Origin of the sequence: Streptomyces sp. NPDC020845 (assembly GCF_044334165.1) — a bacterium.
Classification (GTDB): Bacteria; Actinomycetota; Actinomycetes; order Streptomycetales; family Streptomycetaceae; genus Streptomyces.
Map to the genome: position 1 here is coordinate 554,879 of NZ_JBIRSJ010000005.1, position 17,056 is coordinate 571,934.

Here is a 17,056-nt window from a genome sequence, read left to right on the forward strand (position 1 = left end):
CGGGCCGTACACCGACGAGGGGTAAGTGCCCATGGCGATACGCCTCCCCACACGTCTCCCCACACGTCTGCCCACACGTCTGCCCATACGTCTGCCCATACGTCTGCCCATACGTCTGCCCATACGTGTCCCTGTGCGCCTTCTGACGACCGCGTCGCTGACGGTGGGGCTGTGCGCCGGGCTGCCCGCTCCCCCGGCCTTCGCGGCCTGCGAGGACGCCCCGAACACCGCCGGATCCGTGGACGGTTCGGAGCTGACCTACGATCTGCACACCAAGTACACGGCGGAGTGGGACCGGGCGCGCGCCGCCTGGAACGCGCTGGGCAAGGTCGACGTCCGGCCCGACACGGGCACGGCGTACGCGGATGTGGACGCGAGCGACGTCGACCGCAGCGACGTCGGCTGGTCCGGTCTGTGGGAGCCCCACGACCTCGGCTCCGACGACATCGTCCTCAACGACCACTTCCTGAAGGACTACTCCGCCGAGACCAAGAACGGCGTGGTCACCCACGAGCTCGGCCATGCGCTCAGGCTGGGGCACCACACCGACACCGGCGCGGTCATGTACTGCGACGACACCCGCACCGCCATCACCCCGTCGGCCGACGACATCGCGGCCTACCGGGCCATCTGGGGGTGAACGGAGCCGTGTTCACCGATCTTCACGCCAGCGGAGCAGCGCGCACGGCGCATCCGAAGCGCAGGGCGCGCGCAGGAGCGCGCACCAAAGCGATCGCGCTCGGCTCGGCCCTCCTGGTCCTCGGCGGCGGCGCGGCCGCGTGGTTCACCGTCCCGTACGGCACCACCCACTACCACCCCACCTACGCGGTACGGCTCGACACCCCGGAATTCGCCTCCGGTTGGGCCGACGACGTGTTCATCGGCAAGGTCACGGCGCGCGAGGGACTGCGGCGTACGAACGGCGACCGGCTGCTGTGGACCACCTACCGGGTCGAGGTGCGCAAAACCCTCAAGGGCGAGGTCAGCGGCAGCGTACGGGTCGCCCAGGAGGGCGGCGACGACCCGCTGCGGCGGCAGCGGATCGTGGTGGGCGAGGCCCCGGCGCTCGAACCGGGCAGGACCTATGTCCTGGCCACCCGGCTCGCCCCGGACGGCTGGCACACCGCCCCGTCCAACTTCCACCCGGTGGACCTGTCCCCCGCGGAGGGCGGCTCGGACAGCGGCACCGATATGTCCACGGTGTGGGAGAAAGGCGTCGCGCATCCGACCGCCCAGCGGCATACGCACCCCTCGGCGGTCTCCCGGGCCAAGGACCCCTCGGCGCTGTACGCCAGGGCCCACATCGGCTGAGCGCCGACCCTACGCCCCTACGCCCCTACGCCCCTACGCCCCTACGTGCCCGCCGGGCGACCAGCGCTCGCCCCGCAGCAGGTTGCCAAGACCCGCCCAGGCGAAGTTCATCAGCGTGGCCGCCGCCTCCTCGGCCGAAGGCCCTCCGCCCGCCCGGTCGCCCGCCCACTCGGCCAGCGACTCCGCCGCGCCCACCAGCGCATACGCGAGCCCGGGCGCCTCGCCACCGGTCATCCGGCCCGTCCGCGCCGCCCCGCATCCGTTCTCCCGCACGGCCGCCCGGAGCAGATGGGTGACGAACTCGACGATCTCCGCCCGCATCGCGGCGACCTCCCGCGCGAAGGGATCGCCGTGCGTACGGGCCTGGACGTGCAGCAGCGCCCACCCGTCCGGGTGCTCGGCGGTGTGTGTGAAGAAGCCGTGCAGCCCGCTCCACAGCCGGCGGTCGGCGGGCGCGTCATGCTCGACGGCGGCCCGTATCGCCGCCACCAGCGAGTCGGCCTCCCGCCGGATGCACGCCGCGAACAGCTCGTCTTTGGAGTTCAGATACAGATAAACCAGCGGCTTGGAGACCCCCGCCTGCTCGGCGATGTCGTCCATGGAGGCGTTTCTGTAGCCGCGCCGCGCGAAGGTTTGTACGGCCGCGTCGAGCATCTGCTGCTCGCGCACCGCCCTCGGCATCCGCCTGCTCTTCGTCGCCCCGCCCACGCCGGCCGCCCCCTTCGCCCCTGCCCGCCCGGCACCCCTCGGTCGCGGGGTCTCCAGGTCGCCTGGCCGCCGTCAAGCCTAAGGCTGGTGAAGACCCCTCACATCAGTTCCGGAAGATCAGGATCATGGTGTCACGCCCAGGGCCGCCCACAGCGCGACGGCGCCCACCACCGCCAGAGCCGTCATGGCCACCAGGATCCCCGCGACGCACCGGCACACCAGGCGCCGCCGCAGCTCGTCGTAGCGCGCCGTGTACTCGGCGCGCAGTTCCTCGCAGCGGTCGACGATGCGGCGCAGCATGCGCCGGGAGAGCTCGACGCGCTCCTCGGTGTACAGCCGGACCACCTCCTCGCGCTGGGCGGCGGTGAGCCAGGCCAGCCGTCCGGCGAACGCCTCGGCCTCCGCCCGGGCGTCGCCGAGCTCGCTCTGGCACAGCAGATAGCCCTCCAGCCGGGCGATGCCCGACTCGATCTCATAGGGATCGGGCACGTGTGCCTACGCCCGCTCGCGCTGCAACGACTCGGCGACGTCGGGGTGGTGCAGGTCGAAGGCGGGGGATTCGCTGCGGACCTTGGGGAGGGCGAGGAAGTTGTGCCTCGGCGGCGGACAGGAGGTCGCCCACTCCAGCGATCTGCCGTATCCCCAGGGGTCGTCCACGGTCACCTTCTCCCCGTATTTGGCGGTCTTCCAGACGTTGTAGAGGAACGGGAGAGTGGACAGGCCGAGCAGAAAGGCGCCGATGGTGGAGATGGTGTTCAGCCCGGTGAATCCGTCCGCGGCCAGATAGTCGGCGTAGCGCCGCGGCATTCCCTTGACGCCGAGCCAGTGCTGGACGAGGAAGGTGGTGTGAAAACCGGTGAACAGCGTCCAGTAATGGATTTTCCCGAGCCGTTCGTCCAGCATTTTTCCGGTGAACTTCGGCCACCAGAAGTAGAATCCGCCGAACATCGCGAACACCACGGTCCCGAAGACCACGTAATGGAAGTGAGCGACCACGAAATAGCTGTCGCTGACGTGGAAGTCGAGAGGTGGCGAGGCCAGGAGCACTCCGGTGAGCCCGCCGAACAGGAAGGTGACGAGGAATCCGATGGACCACAGCATCGGTGTCTCGAAGGACAGCGACCCCTTCCACATCGTCCCGATCCAGTTGAAGAACTTCACCCCGGTGGGCACCGCGATGAGAAAGGACATGAAGGAGAAGAACGGCAGCAGCACCGCCCCGGTGACGAACATATGGTGCGCCCACACCGTGGCCGACAGCCCGGCGATGGAGACGGTCGCGGCGACCAGACCCGCGTAGCCGAATACCGGCTTGCGGCTGAACACCGGAATGATCTCGGTGATCACCCCGAAGAACGGCAGCGCGATGATATAGACCTCGGGATGGCCGAAGAACCAGAACAGATGCTGCCATAGCACCGCACCACCGTTGGACGGATCGTAGACCCGCGCCCCGAACTTACGGTCCGCCTCCAGCGCGAAAAGGGCCGCGGCCAGCACCGGGAAAACCATGATCACCAGCACGCTGGTGAGCAGGACGTTCCAGGTGAAGATCGGCATCCGGAACATCGTCAGCCCCGGGGCGCGCATACAGATGATCGTGGTGATGAAGTTGACCGCGCCCAGGATCGTGCCGAACCCGGAGAAGGCGAGCCCCATGACCCACATATCGCCGCCCAGATTCGGCGAATGCGCCTTGTCCGACAGCGGGGTATAGGCGAACCAGCCGAAGTCGGCGGCCCCGTTCGGGGTAATGAATCCGGCCACCGCAATGAGCGAGCCGAAGAGATAGAGCCAGTACGCGAACATGTTCAGCCGTGGGAACGCCACGTCCGGGGCGCCGATCTGCAGCGGCATGATGGCGTTGGTGAAACCCGCGAACAGCGGCGTCGCGAACATCAGCATCATGATCGTGCCATGCATGGTGAACGCCTGGTTGAACTGCTCATTGGAGACGAGCTGGGTACCCGGCCGCGCCAGCTCCGCCCGCATCACCATCGCCAGCAGCCCGGCGAAGAGAAAGAAGACGAAGGACGTCACCATGTACAAGTTGCCGATCTTCTTGTGATCGGTCGTGGTCAGCCAATTGATGATGACCGTGCCGACTCTGTTCCGGCTCTCCCGCTCGGGCTCCCGCTGCTCCGCCCGCCTCGCCTCTACCGCCATCGCTCCTCCGCCCGACGCCGTACGCGTCCGACGTTCATAACGCGGCTGGGGCGGAAGAGGCGGCTATGACCCTTTGGTGGGCGTGTGACAGGAGTGGTCTATAAAAGACCATGAGTGAGCAGTATGGGCGGAACCCAGGACTCCGCACATGATGCGAGCATGACAGCAAATCTGACGCGTCGTCACATTCTTGGTCTGGCCGCCCTGCGCGGCGCCGCGGCCCTCGGGCTCACCCGGATAGCCCTCTCCCCGGCGGCCGCCGCCGACCGCCCCGCCCCCACGGCGAGCGCCGAATACGCCCCCGCCGTCGTCGTCGGCTCCGGCTACGGCGCGGCGGTCGCCGCCCTGCGGCTCGGCGAGGCGGGCGTGAAGACCCTGGTCCTGGAGATGGGGCGGCTGTGGAACGCCCCGGCCTCCGACGGCAAGGTCTACTGTTCGATGACCGCCCCCGACCGGCGCTCCATGTGGTTCAAGACCAGAACCGAGGCGCCGCTGGCCACCTTCCTGTGGCTGGACGTCATCAACAAGGACATCACGCCCTACCCCGGCGTCCTGGACCGCGTCCGCTTCCCCAACATGTCCGTCTACGTCGGACGCGGCGTCGGTGGCGGGTCGCTCGTCAACGGGGGCATGGCGGTCACCCCGTCCCGCGCGTACTTCCAGGAGGTGCTGCCCCAGGTCGACGCCGACGCGATGTACACCACCTACTTCCCGCTCGCCAACCGCATGCTCGGCGCCGCCACCGTCCCGTCCGCTTGGTTCGAGTCCACTGAGTGGTACAAGTACGCCCGCGTCTCCCGCGACCAGGCGAAAACGGCGGGCCTGAAGACCGTCTTCGTCCCCAATGTGTACGACTTCGACTACATGCAGCGCGAGGCCGCCGGGACCGCCACCAAGTCCGCCCTCGCCCAGGAGGTCATCTACGGCAACAACTTCGGCAAGCGCAGCCTCGACAAGACCTATCTCGCGGCGGCCCTTGGCACGGGGAACGTCACCATCCGCACCCTCAGCCGCGCCCGTGCCATCCGCAGAGCCGCCGACGGTACGTACGTCCTGACCGTGGACCGCCTCGACGACACCGGCGCCGTCGTCGGCACCGACGAGATCTCCTGTCGCTCGCTCTTCCTCGGCGCGGGCAGCCTCGGCACCACCGAGCTCCTGCTGCGCGCCCGCGAGACCGGCACCCTGCCCGCCCTGAGCCCGCAGATCGGCCGCGGCTGGGGCGGCAACGGCAACGTCATGCTCGGCCGCGCCAACCACATATGGAACCCGACCGGCGCCAACCAGTCGACGATCCCGGTGATGGGGATCGACGACTGGTCCAACGCCACCAACCCCGTCTTCGCCGAGATCGCCCCGCTCCCGGCCGGCACCGAGACCTGGGCCAGCCTCTACCTGGCCATCACCAAGAACCCCGAACGCGGCACCTTCACCTACGACGCCGCCAAGGACGCCGCCGCCCTGAACTGGACCAGCGCCCAGAGCGCCCCCTCCATCACCGCCGCCAAATCCCTCTTCGACCGCCTCAACTCCGCCAACGGCACCATCTACCGCTACGACCTCTTCGGCGACACCCGCGCCTTCGCCGCCGACTTCTGCTACCACCCCCTGGGCGGCTGCGTCCTGGGCCGCGCCACGGACGCGTACGGCCGGGCGGTCGGCTACGACAGGCTGTACGTGACCGACGGCTCGCTCATCCCGGGCTCGATCGGCGTCAACCCCTTCGTGACCATCACGGCCCTGGCCGAGCGCACCATGGCCCGTGTCCTGGCCGAGGACGGCGTGGGCTGACGGGTCACCGCCACTCCTACGGCCGCGCGGGCCCTTGGGAGCGCGGCAGCGGGTCGAGACCGTGCCGGCGCTCGCCCAGGACCCGCGCGCAGACCCCGGCCTCACCGGCCGGACCGAAAACGCCCCCGGAGACGGCTTCGGAACCGGCTTCGGAAGCGGCTTCAGAGGCAGCCGCCGACCTGCGGCGGGCCACGGCGGCGTCGGTGTCCTCGGCCACCAGATCGGCGTTGATCGCCGCCGCGGCCTGGAACCCGGCTGCCTGCGCGACCGGGACGTTGGCCAGCAGGTCGGTGACGTTCCCCGCCGCCCACACCCCGGCCACCTCGGTAAGTCCGCTCGCGTCCGAGGGCACATACGTCCCGACCCCCATGGGATGCTCCACCGCGCTCAGCCCGAGGCCCGCCAGGACCTCGCCACGCGCCACCATCCGCGTCGCCACCACCAGGGCCTCCACCGGCACCCGCCGCCCCGAGGCCAACCGGACCCCGGCCAGCCGGTCCTCCACCACCTCAAGACCCGTCACCTCGCCGTCGACCACGGCGATCCCCCGCGCGGCCAGCCGCTCCCACTCGTCCTCGGCCAACTCGGCACCGGTGTGCAGGAACAGCGTCACCCGATCCGACCACTGCCGGAACAGCAACGCCTGGTGCACGGAGAGCGGACTGACGGCGAGCACGCCGATGGGCGCGTCGCGGACCTCCCAGCCATGGCAGTACGGGCAGTGCAGCACATCCCGCCCCCACCGCTCCCGCAGCCCCGGCACCTCCGGCACCTCATCCACCAGCCCGGTCGTCACCAGCAGCCGCCGCGCCCGGAAGCGGCGTCCGCTCCCGGCCTCGACAACAAAGCCGCCCGCCACCCGCCGGGCGGAGACCGCCCGATCGGACACGACCTGCCCGCCGTACCCGGCCACCTCCTCCCGGCCGATCCGCAGCAGCTCCAGCGGCGACACCCCGTCGCGCGACAGCAGCCCGTGCGCCCCCGCGGCGGGCGCGTTACGTGGCTCACCGGAGTCGATCACCACCACGGACCGCCGGGCCCGCGCCAGCGTCAGCGCCCCCGACAGCCCGGCGGCGCCCCCTCCGACCACCACGACATCGAACTCTTCAGAAATCTTGTCTTCAGAAACCTTGTTCACGCTCATGCGCCCACCGTGCGCCGCGACTGGCCGAAACCGCGAACATCCTTGCCGCTTCGGCAAGAGGCTGCAGTCCTGAATCGCACAGCTTCGGGCGCGCCGGGGCCGCATGGCAGGGCGAGAACGAGCACATCGTGTTCGCGCTCGACGACAACTGAACACAGAGCCGAGGTCGGATTAGCCGGCCCGTCGGCGACTTCCGCACCGGACAACGGCGTCGAGGGCGACCTGACGCGGCCCTCGCCCGACGACTGGGCCTGCTTGGAGAGGGTCGGTCTTCAACTGGAGCTCGCAGGCCGGCGAAGCAGGTAGCCGGAGACAGAGCCGAGGCTCTCTTCGTCCAACCGGCAGGAGTCCGACCAATGACGCTGCTCAAGTGGTGCGAGTAAGGCTTCCATGGTGCACGACCACGCTTGGCACACGGCACGCATGAACAGGCCATAAAGGCCACCCGACATGCGCCACCAGAACTTCTGCCACGTGAGCGTGCGCTCATGGCGCGTGTGCTCGTATTCGCAGTCACGGTTCAGAACATCTGGGAACGCATCGGATATCGGCGAAACGAACATTGTTTGCCGAATAACAACACAATGGTCGGGGAGCTGTATTTCCTGACCCAACACGGGGTGGTACGCGTGCGGCGGACTGGTTCGCCAATTCAAAGACACTCCGGACGCTATGAAGATTTCATCGCGTTGCTCCACCCAGGCACCCACGTCAGCCGGGCGGAGCAAGCCTTGCGCCGTGATGGCAAAAGCGATGTCATCAGCAAGAGCCCCGAACACTTTATGAAAGGTGTAGGCCAGATCGAGCTGGGTCAGGTCATCGAAGTGCTTGGAATCACGGAGCCACTGTTCCTGGGTGCGCATCCAACGCCTGGCCTGGCCCAGATCAGCAACCAAGCCTACCTTGTCCCGTGAGGCCCGGCTGGGCTCGCCGACCAGGTAGCCCGCGAAGGCTATTGTTTCATCGGCCCGGAAGCCATTGGCCGTGACAATCCCACGCAAGTCATTTTGCCCGCGGTAGATCCGATTAGTCCAGATCGTGGCCAGCCCGATACGCCGTCCCGAGTCATCCAGCAACTCGGTTGCCCGTTCGACGAAATCATCACGTAGCTGGAGACGTTCTTTCTCCTGCCCAATACGCCAGCCTTCCGTCAAGGGTGGGTACAGGCGGTCAAAGACTTCATCGGGCGCCCCCGTAGCCAAGGCGAAGGGCGGAATGGTGTGAGGTTCGGCTGTATCCGGCTCCCAGATACGGATGGGGACCGCGTTCTCCAAGACCAGTCGCTGGATCAACTGGAGGAATCGGTCGTCACTGGTCTTATACAGCAGTCCTTTGACGTCATAGGGGTTGTCTTTGAGCGCGACGCGCACAGTAGTCCCTAATGCGGCCCGCCCCTGCGCAGATAGAGGAGTCAAGAGAGGGCGACGGGAGGAGCTCTCAAAGGAGAGATGACGGGCATCTGCCATAGAGGCGTCGTAGCGGCGGGTGGTCAACTCGACCTGATCGCCCAGCAGGAAGACCGAGAAGAAACCGACGCCGAAGCGCCCATTGGGCTGAAATCCCCCACTCGCCAAGCCGGGGAGTCGGCTGCGGACCCGGGTTGAGCTCCAGCCGCTGGTGCCGAAGTCGAGCAGGCCGTGGACGAGAGTCTCTTCGTCCATGCCCACCCCGTTGTCGCTGATCTCCAGGCACCAGGAGCCGTCACTTTCAGCGAGGCGCACATCGACTCGCCCGTCAGTGAAGTCAGGCTCCAGTGCGCGGCGGGCGAGCACGGCGTCCTGAGCGTTTTGGATCAGCTCACGTACGGCAACCTCGGGTTCCTTGCCGTACAGCTGCTCACCACCCAGACTCCCGACCAGGGCGGGGACATCCGTGACCTTGACCACGGCGTCGATGGGCCGCCAGTCCGACACAGGGAAGAGGTCGGCGAATCGCTCGGGGGAGTCGACTCCGGCCACAGCGCGGGCAGCGAGTCGGCTGCGCCCGAGGTCGTGCAGGAGGGCATCGACCTTCTTCAGTTCCTCGTCGATGCTGCGCAGATAGTCGAGGGCCAGCCACCAGGCAGCGGCATCATCCGGAGCAAAGGGGCGAAGCGAGGTATAGGTGATCCGGTCGCCGTTCAAGTGTGGACGGCTGACGTGCTCCTGGAACCGCCAGTGCTCCCGGGCAATGCCTTGCGGTTTACGCAAGGCGAAGAGAAACGTGGGGGCGCGGCGGCTGTCGATCTGAGTGGCATCGGCGAGTCGCAGGATGCTGGCCAGCTTCAGTGGTTCAATGATCCATTCCGCCGGCTGCCAGGTCAGAGACCCTTTCGCCTGGCGAAACCGATCGGCAAGCATGTGCACCGGCCACCAGTGACTGGCTGCTAGATCTCCGATCAGCGGGCCATAGGCTTCACGGAGCTGGAGATCCTGGATGAGGAAAATTTCGTTGCCTGCGTTGGACCGCCATGGCTGGTCCACCAGTCGCCTGGCCTGCTCCGCGTGGGTCTCCCGGATCGCGGTCGCCCGACACTGTTCTGCGATCTCGGCAGGAGGTGCGTCCAAATCCTCTTGGTCCGGCCAGCATCCACGCTGTTGAAAGTAAGCGACGGATACCAGATCGCGCCACCGCTGTTCTCCAAGCACAGCAGGCATGCTCATCCCATACGCGGCCGATCCCATCGCGGCATCGTGCAGCACGAAAGCGCAGCCCAGCACGTAAGCCTCAGCTGGATTGAGCGTTACCTGATCGCCGCACATGAGACTGGCCGTCTCCCACAACGCGTCCACGTGACTGATGTCGTGGACCGTGAATTCCGGCAAACTGCGCATATTCTCCGAAAGAAGCACAGCCGCCGTATCCCGCAACGCCAGATATGACACACGGAGCCGCTCACGCTGACTGTGGTGATCATCCGCACGCGAGCGCGCGGCGAGAGTCTTTTGCCAGAGAGGCGTGCTGACGAATTCGTACTCGGGCACCGTGGGTGATCACCTCATGGCCGGGAGGAGAAAGAGTCCGGCGAGCACCCACATAGTGATCACCGAGACGAGAATGAACAACAACACGTAAGTCTCGTACCAGCGGAAGAGGTTACCTGGATTTGGACGCTCACGGAAACCTGGGGCAACGATCTGGTCGGTGATATCGCACTCCTCATTGCGATAATCGAGCCAGGCAATAGCGCCCACCACAATGAGCGTGCTGGTGAACGCGGCTACCACCGTGGTGAGGATCAGTAAGCCGATCACCCCACCCCGCGCTACGTCAGGCGCGACCTCCCACTTCCGATACCCCACGAAGAGTGCAAGGGCTGCGCTGACCAGCGCGGTAGCGAGTGTCTGATAGATGGCGAGGAAGCGGTGAGCGTTCTCGTTGACAGCATGAATCTGCTGCAGTATGTATCGGTAACGCTCCAGAGCGAATTCGTTTCGCACTGCCCTCGCCTCGGCGCTCGGTTCCCCCGATGTCACCCTCCCCCCTTTCAGATTGACTGTCCGTCAGCATAGTCTGCCTACCCCGTTGACTACCCCGTCATCATCGATGCCTCCCCGTCAGGTGAGACTTTCGAGCCTTCCCTGGGGCAACTTTCAGACGTCGCCGTCAAGTGCACGATTCGATCATCACCTCGGGGGAAGCCTGAGCTGGAAGTATGCCTCCCGCTCACGCGTCAGACGGCGCCCCCTACCAGTCCGGTCCTCCCGGATCTCGAAGTCCATCGCACCCCTGAAACTGGGGTGTTGCGACGACCACCAGAACTCAAGCTGCGAGGTCGGGGGCACTGACTTGTGCTGCCCATGGGGTTCCGACGCTACGCGGCCGCCCGGACCACCTGGCGGTTGGCGCCAATCGCGTCCGCAACACGACGACGAACCCGGCACCACCGGCACCGGGTTCGTGATCGATCCCCAGCCGGACCACCCCAATAGCTGTCCAGGCAAGGGGGGTCCGATATTGCTATGCGCTTGTTCGATGCGCCCCGGATCCCCACCCGCCAGCGGTATGAAAATCACGGGGCCGAACCGCAGGCGACGGGCACGCGCAGACCCGCCGCCCTCCCTTGGCGCTCAGTTAAATTAAGGGAGTCAGAGAGCGCGGCCGCATGGTCCTCCCACAGACAGCAGCCCCCGCCCCATCTCCAGGGCGACCGCAGCCTCAGCCCCTGCCAGCGCCCGACGACCACTTGTTCAGCCTGCGCACGGCCGCTTCCAGCTCATCACGCTTCGCGTTCTGGTCTTGCTGACCCTGGCCGCCGCTCTGCTGTCCTCCTTGCGCATCCGCCATCAGAACCGACTCCAAGGACTGTGCGACTCCTTCTGCCTCCGCGGCCCAAGCACGCCCTCTCGTCCAAGAGCCGTGTGAGCTGCGCGTTCAGCACAGAGGCGTCATCAACAGACAGTGCTGCAACGTCGGTTGATTCGTAGACCCCGTTACGGAAGACCTGAACTGGGATGACGAACTGATCATCAAACAACCGCACATCACCGGACAGCTTGAAGCTGCGCGGAACATCCACGGGCCGGTGGCCGCTCACTTGATCACCGCACGGATCGGCCGGACCAGCGCGGCCAGCCGATCTTGCTGGAGCTCGGTCACGTAGGGCTGACCGGTCAGCGCCGTGACATCGATGCTCAGAGCCTTTGCGACAGCGGCCACCAGGTCAGGGCTGGCCGGCTTGTGCCCGGACTCAACCTGGGTGAGCAGGCTGTACGAATAGGGGACCTTCTGAGCCAACCCCCGCTGAGTCAGCCCAGCCCGTTGCCGGTGATATGCGATCCGAGTGCCCGTGTGTTCGTCGCCGGGGAGCGGCATGCATGCCTCCCTTTCGTGACTCACTCAACGGGAACGCTACCCACTCGGCCACGGCAGGCACATCTGCCTCGGACTGACCCCCACCGCCGCCCGCTGGCTTGGAGATGATCTGCCAGCGTTGGAGGAGCTGACCGGGCACCCAGTGCGCAGCCAGTACAAGCTTCCTCGCGAGCCGGACGTCTGGCCCTCCGCAGACGTCGCCGTCGTGGCGCCGGCGACCTTCAACACGATCAATCAGTGGGCCCTGGGGATCACCGACAAGTTCGTCGTCGGGTTCGTGGCCGAGGCCATCGGCAAGGGCATCCCCACGGTGACCATGCCGTGCGTGAACGCAGCCTTCGTGCGGCACGCGCAGTTCGACACCAGCATTGCCACGCTGCGCGCGATGGGCGTACGCGTCCTGTACGGCGAGGGCGGATTCGTACCCAACGAACCCGGCAAGGGCCGGCCGGACGCCTACCCATGGCATCTGGCCCTGAACGCCGCAGCGGCAGCCTTCAGTGGGCGTGCTGCTGATCGGGCCTGAGGCGCCTCGGGCCTCCAGAAAAGGTCACCCGAGCAGCCCAGCAGGCGTGAGCCTCAGGGGGCCCTTACGGTGAAGGAGAAAGCCGCCGAACGCGTGGGGATTCCCGTGGTCAGCGGGTGGCGCGTGTCGGCTCCGTACAGCACCGGAAGGCGATACGGACATGGCCACAACATCGGAAACGCCCGTTCTCGACACGCTCGCCGCCATGACAGTCGACTCGATCGACCGCTGCAGCCTGGACGACCGCACGCTCATCCTCACCCGCCTCGCCGCGCTCGTCGCCATGGACGCACCGGGGATCTCCTACCTCGCCCACGTCGATCCCGCTGTCAAGGCCAACCTGACAGCCGAGCAGCTGCAAGACGTTCTCGTCGCGATCGCCCCCGTCGTGGGCACGGCGCGCGTCATGTCGGCCGCGAGTCACATCACCAAGGCGCTCGGCTTCACCATCGCGTTGGCCGAGGCCGACGCCGCAGCAATAGCCGAGGCCGACGCCCGGCACCGGAGCAAGTCCTGAGCGCATAAAACGCGTCGTCCCGCTCTCGGCCGAGAGCGGGACGACGTCGGGAACGGGCGGCTGCTACGCCGCGGCCGGGACCACCTGGCGGTCGCCGACCGCGTCCGCGTCGTCCAGGGGAGACGCGGAGGCGTGCTCGTAGGCGTGGCGGTCGAGGATCTTCTCGCGGGCCGAGACGAGGACCGGGACCAGGGCCTGGCCTGCGACGTTGGTCGCGGTGCGCATCATGTCCAGGACCGGGTCGATGGCCATGAGGAGGCCGACGCCCTCCAGCGGGAGGCCGAGCGTGGACAGGGTCAGGGTCAGCATGACGGTGGCGCCGGTGAGGCCGGCCGTGGCGGCTGAGCCGATGACCGAGACGAAGGCGATCAGCAGGTAGTCGCCGACGCCGAGGTGCACATCGAAGATCTGGGCGATGAAGATCGCGGCGATGGCCGGGTAGATCGAGGCGCAGCCGTCCATCTTCGTCGTCGACCCGAAGGGCACCGCGAAGGAGGCGTACTCCTTGGGGACGCCCAGGCGCTCGGTGACCTTCTGGGTGACCGGCATGGTGCCGACCGAGGAGCGGGAGACGAAGGCGAGCTGGATCGCGGGCCAGGCGCCCTTGAAGAAGTGCAGCGGGTTGACCTTGGCGACCGTGGCCAGCAGCGTCGGGTAGACGCCGAACATCACCAGGGCGCAGCCGACGTAGATGTCGGCGGTGAAGGTGGCGTACTTGCCGATGAGGTTCCAGCCGTACTCGGCGATGGCGTAGCCGATGAGGCCGAGGGTGCCCAGCGGGGCGAGGCGGATGACCCACCACAGGGCCTTCTGCAGCAGCTCCAGGATGGCCTGGCTGAGGGTGAGGATCGGCTGGGCCTTCTCGCCGAGCTGGAGGGCGGCGACGCCCGCGACGGCGGCCATGAAGACGATCTGCAGGACGTTCAGCTCGGTGAACGGCGTGATGACGTCGGTCGGGATGATGCCGGTGAGGAAGTCCAGCCAGGAGCCCGCGTGGTCGGGCTTGGCCCCGTCCTGCGGGGTCAGGCCGGTGCCGGAGCCGGGGTTGGTGATCAGACCGATCGTCAGGCCGATGGCGACCGCGATCAGCGAGGTCGCCATGAACCACAGCAGGGTGCGGGTCGCGAGGCGCGCGGCGTTGTTGACGTTCCGCAGGTTGGTGATCGAGATCAGGATCGCGAAGAAGACCAGCGGGGCGACGGCGAGCTTCAGCAGCTGGACGAAGATCGAGCCGATCTTGTCGAGGGTGGTGACCAGCCAGTCGACGTCACCGCTGCGGGCGACCCAGCCGAGCACCACGCCGAGCACCAGGCCCAGCAGGATCTGCGCCCAGAACGGCACCTTGGGCAGGTGTATGGAGGACGACGTGGACGACGCGTCGGGGACGGATGACAACGGACACACTCCGAAGGCAGCGAAAAGCAGGGAAAGGCGGAAAAGTCAGGGGACGAGGTAGCGGACGGGGGTGAGCCAGGAGTCCGTACGGTCTCCGGCCGCTGGGAGTTAAGAAGCGGTCAGCGGCGGCGACAGGCCGCCGACCGGCAGCGGCAGAGATCGATGTGCAGGCGCGCCACGAGCGGGACGCTCATGGGGAATCGGGGCGCGGCTGCGGTCGTCATGACAAGAACACTAACACCCTGACTTTGAGTTCCCCATAGCCAAGCTTTTACACACAGGAGTGCGAACGAACAACGTCCCGTCTTCCAGCGGGAGCTGGAAGACGGGACGCCGAAGAGGTGTGAGGAGGGTTACAAGCAGAAGCCGTACGGAGGAGCCGGGGCGGAGGTGTGGCTCAGACGCCGTCTTCCTGGCTCTGGTTCGCCGCGAGCCGCGCCTTGGCGCGGTCCACCCGCTCCGAGACCTGCACCGCCATCTCGTCGCGCTGCTTGCGCAGCAGGACGAAGCTCAGCGGCGCCGAGACGATCAGGGCCAGCAGCGCGACCCAGAAGAGGTTGGAGCCGCCGAGCCCGGCGGGCACCACCCGGAAGTACACCAGGGCCCACACCACCAGGAAGGAGCCCGCGAAGATCCCCAGGCGCATGGCGGTGTAGCGGAACGTCGCGCTCGGCTTGAAAGGCACGGCCGTCTTCTTTCTGCTGGGAAGTCCTGCCCATCCAGTGAATCACGGACGTCCCAAGGCCTCCGCGACGACCCTGAGATCCGACACCAGCCCCTGGTAGGCCGCCTCCCGGTCGTCGGCGCGCAGCACGGCGGAGGGGTGGACGGTGGCGACCACGCACTCCCGCGCCCCTTCCTCGGGGACGGGCAGCAGCATCCCGCGCTGCTTGGTGACCCGGAAGGAGGAACCGAGCAGCGCCTTCCCGGCCGTCGCGCCCAGCGCCACGATCAGCTCGGGGTCGATCAGGGACAGCTCCGCGGTCAGCCACGGCCGGCAGGCGCTGATCTCGCGCAGGCTCGGCGGCTTGTGGATGCGCCGTTTGCCGCGCCCGGGGAGGTAGCCGAACTTGAAGTGCTTGACGGCGTTGGTGATGTACGTCTCGGTGGGGTCGATGCCCGCCTCGTCCAGCGCCCGCGTCAGCACCTGGCCCGCGGGCCCCACGAACGGGCGCCCCTGCCGGTCCTCCTGGTCGCCGGGCTGCTCCCCGACCAGCACGACGCGGGCGCCCGGGTCCCCCGCGCCGAAGACGGTCTGGGTGGCCTCGCGGTGCAGCGGACAGCCGCGGCACCCCGCGGCCGCCTCGCGCAGCCCGGCGAGGTCGGCGCCGCGTGGCACGAAGGGCTGGGCGGTGTACGCGTCCTCCGGGTCGTGCGCCGCCTCGGCGGCGGCCTTCCCGGCGGACCCTCGGGCGGCGGCCATGGCGACGCGGGTACCCGCCCCGGCGGCCGTCAGACACCACCGGGCACGGGGACGGGCAGACGCCGGCGGCGTCAGACACCACCGGGCGCCGGTGGCGTCAGGCGCGCATGGGCTGCGGCGCCTCGCGCCGGGCCGGGTCCGGCCCCTCGTACTCGCGGATGATCTCGTAGCGGGTGTTCCGCTCCACCGGGCGGAAGCCCGCGTCCCGGATCAGCTCCAGCAGATCGTCCCGGGTCAGCTTGTTCGGCGTGCCGTAGTTGTCGGCGTCGTGGGTGATCTTGTACTCGACGACCGAGCCGTCCATGTCGTCCGCGCCGTGGTTGAGCGCGAGCTGGGCGGTCCGTACCCCGTGCATCACCCAGAAGACCTTCACATGGGGGACGTTGTCGAACAGCAGCCGCGAGACCGCGAAGGTCTTCAGCGCCTCCGCGCCGGTGGCCATGGTGGTCCTGGCCTGTAGCCGGTTGCGGACCTTGCCGTCCTTCATGTCCACGAAGTCGTGCTGGTAGCGCAGCGGGATGAAGACCTGGAACCCGCCGGTCTCGTCCTGGAGCTCGCGCAGCCGCAGCACATGGTCCACCCGGTGCCGGGGCTCCTCGACATGCCCGTACAGCATGGTGCACGGGGTCTTGAGGCCCTTTTCGTGCGCCAGCCGGTGGATCCGCGACCAGTCCTCCCAGTGGGTCTCGTGGTCGACGATGTGCTGCCGGACCTCCCAGTCGAAGATCTCCGCGCCGCCGCCGGTCAGCGACTCCAGGCCGGCGTCGATCAGCTCGTCGAGGATTTCCGAGGCCGGCAGCCCGGAGATCTTCTCGAAGTGGTGGATCTCGGTGGCGGTGAAGGCCTTCAGGGACACCTGCGGAAGGGCTTCTTTGAGCGCCTTCAGCGACCGCGGGTAGTAGCGCCAGGGGAGGGTGGGGTGCAGACCGTTGACGATGTGCAGCTCGGTGAGGTTCTCGTTCTCCATCGCCTTGGCGAGGCGGACGGCCTCCTCGATGCGCATGGTGTACGCGTCCTTCTCACCCGGCTTGCGCTGGAAGGAGCAGTACGCACACGAGGCGGTGCACACATTGGTCATGTTGAGGTGGCGGTTGACGTTGAAGTGAACCACGTCACCGTTCTTGCGGGTGCGCACCTCATGGGCCAGCCCGCCGAGCCAGGCCAGGTCATCGCTTTCATACAGCGCGATGCCGTCCTCGCGTGACAGCCGCTCTCCGGCGCGGACCTTCTCTTCCAGTTCGCGCTTGAGACCCGCATCTTGGATAGACGCAGTCATGCGGC

General features: G+C 67.4%; 15 protein-coding genes and 2 pseudogenes. 5 read left to right on the forward strand and 12 right to left on the reverse strand.

The genetic code is table 11. The features are described 5' to 3' along the window. The first annotated feature begins 133 nt into the window (after window positions 1-133). Window positions 134-640: a matrixin family metalloprotease gene (locus ACH4U7_RS15585; RefSeq protein WP_256982053.1), complete on the forward strand. Its 507-nt coding sequence runs from the start codon at window positions 134-136 to the stop codon at window positions 638-640. Window positions 641-648: 8 nt separating this feature from the next. Next, window positions 649-1,311, forward strand: coding sequence for a hypothetical protein (locus ACH4U7_RS15590; protein ID WP_398528429.1), 663 nt, complete (start codon window positions 649-651; stop codon window positions 1,309-1,311). Between the two features lie 33 nt (window positions 1,312-1,344). On the opposite strand, the gene ACH4U7_RS15595 is transcribed toward ACH4U7_RS15590, so the two are convergent. From ACH4U7_RS15595 to ctaD, 3 genes are all read right to left on the reverse strand, one after another. Then, a complete protein-coding gene (locus tag ACH4U7_RS15595; RefSeq protein WP_398528531.1) occupies window positions 1,345-1,992 on the reverse strand; it encodes a TetR/AcrR family transcriptional regulator in 648 nt (215 codons plus the stop codon). Window positions 1,993-2,142: 150 nt separating this feature from the next. Further along, on the reverse strand, window positions 2,143-2,508 hold the full coding sequence (locus ACH4U7_RS15600) for a hypothetical protein (RefSeq protein WP_089509778.1): 366 nt from the start codon (window positions 2,506-2,508) through the stop codon (window positions 2,143-2,145). 6 nt (window positions 2,509-2,514) lie between these two features. After that, window positions 2,515-4,185 (reverse strand): cytochrome c oxidase subunit I, encoded by a 1,671-nt coding sequence (gene ctaD, locus ACH4U7_RS15605; protein WP_398528430.1) that lies wholly within the window; start codon window positions 4,183-4,185, stop codon window positions 2,515-2,517. A 159-nt stretch (window positions 4,186-4,344) separates the two neighbouring features. Here ctaD and ACH4U7_RS15610 point away from each other — a divergent pair, with 159 nt between their 5' ends. Beyond that, window positions 4,345-5,976, forward strand: a complete 1,632-nt coding sequence (locus ACH4U7_RS15610) for a GMC oxidoreductase (protein ID WP_398528431.1) — start codon at window positions 4,345-4,347, stop codon at window positions 5,974-5,976. A gap of 16 nt (window positions 5,977-5,992) precedes the next feature. Here the strand turns inward: ACH4U7_RS15610 and ACH4U7_RS15615 are convergent, their stop codons facing one another. The 5 genes and pseudogenes from ACH4U7_RS15615 to ACH4U7_RS15635 form a co-directional block, all read right to left on the reverse strand. Beyond that, complete coding sequence (locus tag ACH4U7_RS15615; protein ID WP_398528432.1) at window positions 5,993-7,120, reverse strand: NAD(P)/FAD-dependent oxidoreductase; 1,128 nt, start codon at window positions 7,118-7,120, stop codon at window positions 5,993-5,995. Window positions 7,121-7,392: 272 nt separating this feature from the next. After that, on the reverse strand, window positions 7,393-10,083 hold the full coding sequence (locus ACH4U7_RS15620) for an ATP-binding protein (protein ID WP_398528433.1): 2,691 nt from the start codon (window positions 10,081-10,083) through the stop codon (window positions 7,393-7,395). Between the two features lie 9 nt (window positions 10,084-10,092). Beyond that, window positions 10,093-10,539: a hypothetical protein gene (locus ACH4U7_RS15625; RefSeq protein ID WP_398528434.1), complete on the reverse strand. Its 447-nt coding sequence runs from the start codon at window positions 10,537-10,539 to the stop codon at window positions 10,093-10,095. Window positions 10,540-11,257: 718 nt separating this feature from the next. Then, entirely contained in the window at window positions 11,258-11,401 is a 144-nt protein-coding gene (locus tag ACH4U7_RS15630) for a hypothetical protein (RefSeq protein WP_398528435.1), read from the reverse strand. A gap of 237 nt (window positions 11,402-11,638) precedes the next feature. Further along, window positions 11,639-11,914 (reverse strand): annotated as a pseudogene (locus tag ACH4U7_RS15635) (helix-turn-helix domain-containing protein); the annotation flags it as partial. Between the two features lie 52 nt (window positions 11,915-11,966). Between ACH4U7_RS15635 and ACH4U7_RS15640 the strand changes: the two are divergent. Next, a pseudogene (locus ACH4U7_RS15640) lies at window positions 11,967-12,440 on the forward strand (flavoprotein); the annotation flags it as partial. Between the two features lie 160 nt (window positions 12,441-12,600). Next, window positions 12,601-12,957 carry a carboxymuconolactone decarboxylase family protein gene (locus tag ACH4U7_RS15645; RefSeq protein WP_398528436.1) on the forward strand — a complete coding sequence of 119 codons (357 nt, stop codon included), beginning with the start codon at window positions 12,601-12,603 and terminating at the stop codon, window positions 12,955-12,957. Window positions 12,958-13,020: 63 nt separating this feature from the next. Here the strand turns inward: ACH4U7_RS15645 and ACH4U7_RS15650 are convergent, their stop codons facing one another. The 4 genes from ACH4U7_RS15650 to mqnE all read right to left on the reverse strand — a co-directional run bounded on the left by ACH4U7_RS15650 (window position 13,021) and on the right by mqnE (window position 17,051). Continuing rightward, window positions 13,021-14,352, reverse strand: coding sequence for a dicarboxylate/amino acid:cation symporter (locus ACH4U7_RS15650; protein WP_398528437.1), 1,332 nt, complete (start codon window positions 14,350-14,352; stop codon window positions 13,021-13,023). 397 nt (window positions 14,353-14,749) lie between these two features. Then, a complete protein-coding gene (locus tag ACH4U7_RS15655; RefSeq protein ID WP_398528438.1) occupies window positions 14,750-15,037 on the reverse strand; it encodes a DUF4229 domain-containing protein in 288 nt (95 codons plus the stop codon). A 42-nt stretch (window positions 15,038-15,079) separates the two neighbouring features. Continuing rightward, window positions 15,080-15,775 (reverse strand): UdgX family uracil-DNA binding protein, encoded by a 696-nt coding sequence (locus ACH4U7_RS15660; RefSeq protein ID WP_398528439.1) that lies wholly within the window; start codon window positions 15,773-15,775, stop codon window positions 15,080-15,082. Between the two features lie 97 nt (window positions 15,776-15,872). Then, entirely contained in the window at window positions 15,873-17,051 is a 1,179-nt protein-coding gene (mqnE, locus tag ACH4U7_RS15665; RefSeq protein WP_089509785.1) for an aminofutalosine synthase MqnE, read from the reverse strand. Window positions 17,052-17,056 lie beyond the last annotated feature (5 nt).

Coding starts and splice junctions, on each gene's coding strand:
- ACH4U7_RS15645 (WP_398528436.1), top strand. CDS start 12,601: ATGGCCACAACATCGGAAACGCCCGTTCTCGACACGCTCGCCGCCATG.
- ctaD (WP_398528430.1), bottom strand. CDS start 4,185: ATGGCGGTAGAGGCGAGGCGGGCGGAGCAGCGGGAGCCCGAGCGGGAG.
- mqnE (WP_089509785.1), bottom strand. CDS start 17,051: ATGACTGCGTCTATCCAAGATGCGGGTCTCAAGCGCGAACTGGAAGAG.
- ACH4U7_RS15595 (WP_398528531.1), bottom strand. CDS start 1,992: ATGCCGAGGGCGGTGCGCGAGCAGCAGATGCTCGACGCGGCCGTACAA.
- ACH4U7_RS15615 (WP_398528432.1), bottom strand. CDS start 7,120: ATGAGCGTGAACAAGGTTTCTGAAGACAAGATTTCTGAAGAGTTCGAT.
- ACH4U7_RS15660 (WP_398528439.1), bottom strand. CDS start 15,775: ATGGCCGCCGCCCGAGGGTCCGCCGGGAAGGCCGCCGCCGAGGCGGCG.
- ACH4U7_RS15610 (WP_398528431.1), top strand. CDS start 4,345: ATGACAGCAAATCTGACGCGTCGTCACATTCTTGGTCTGGCCGCCCTG.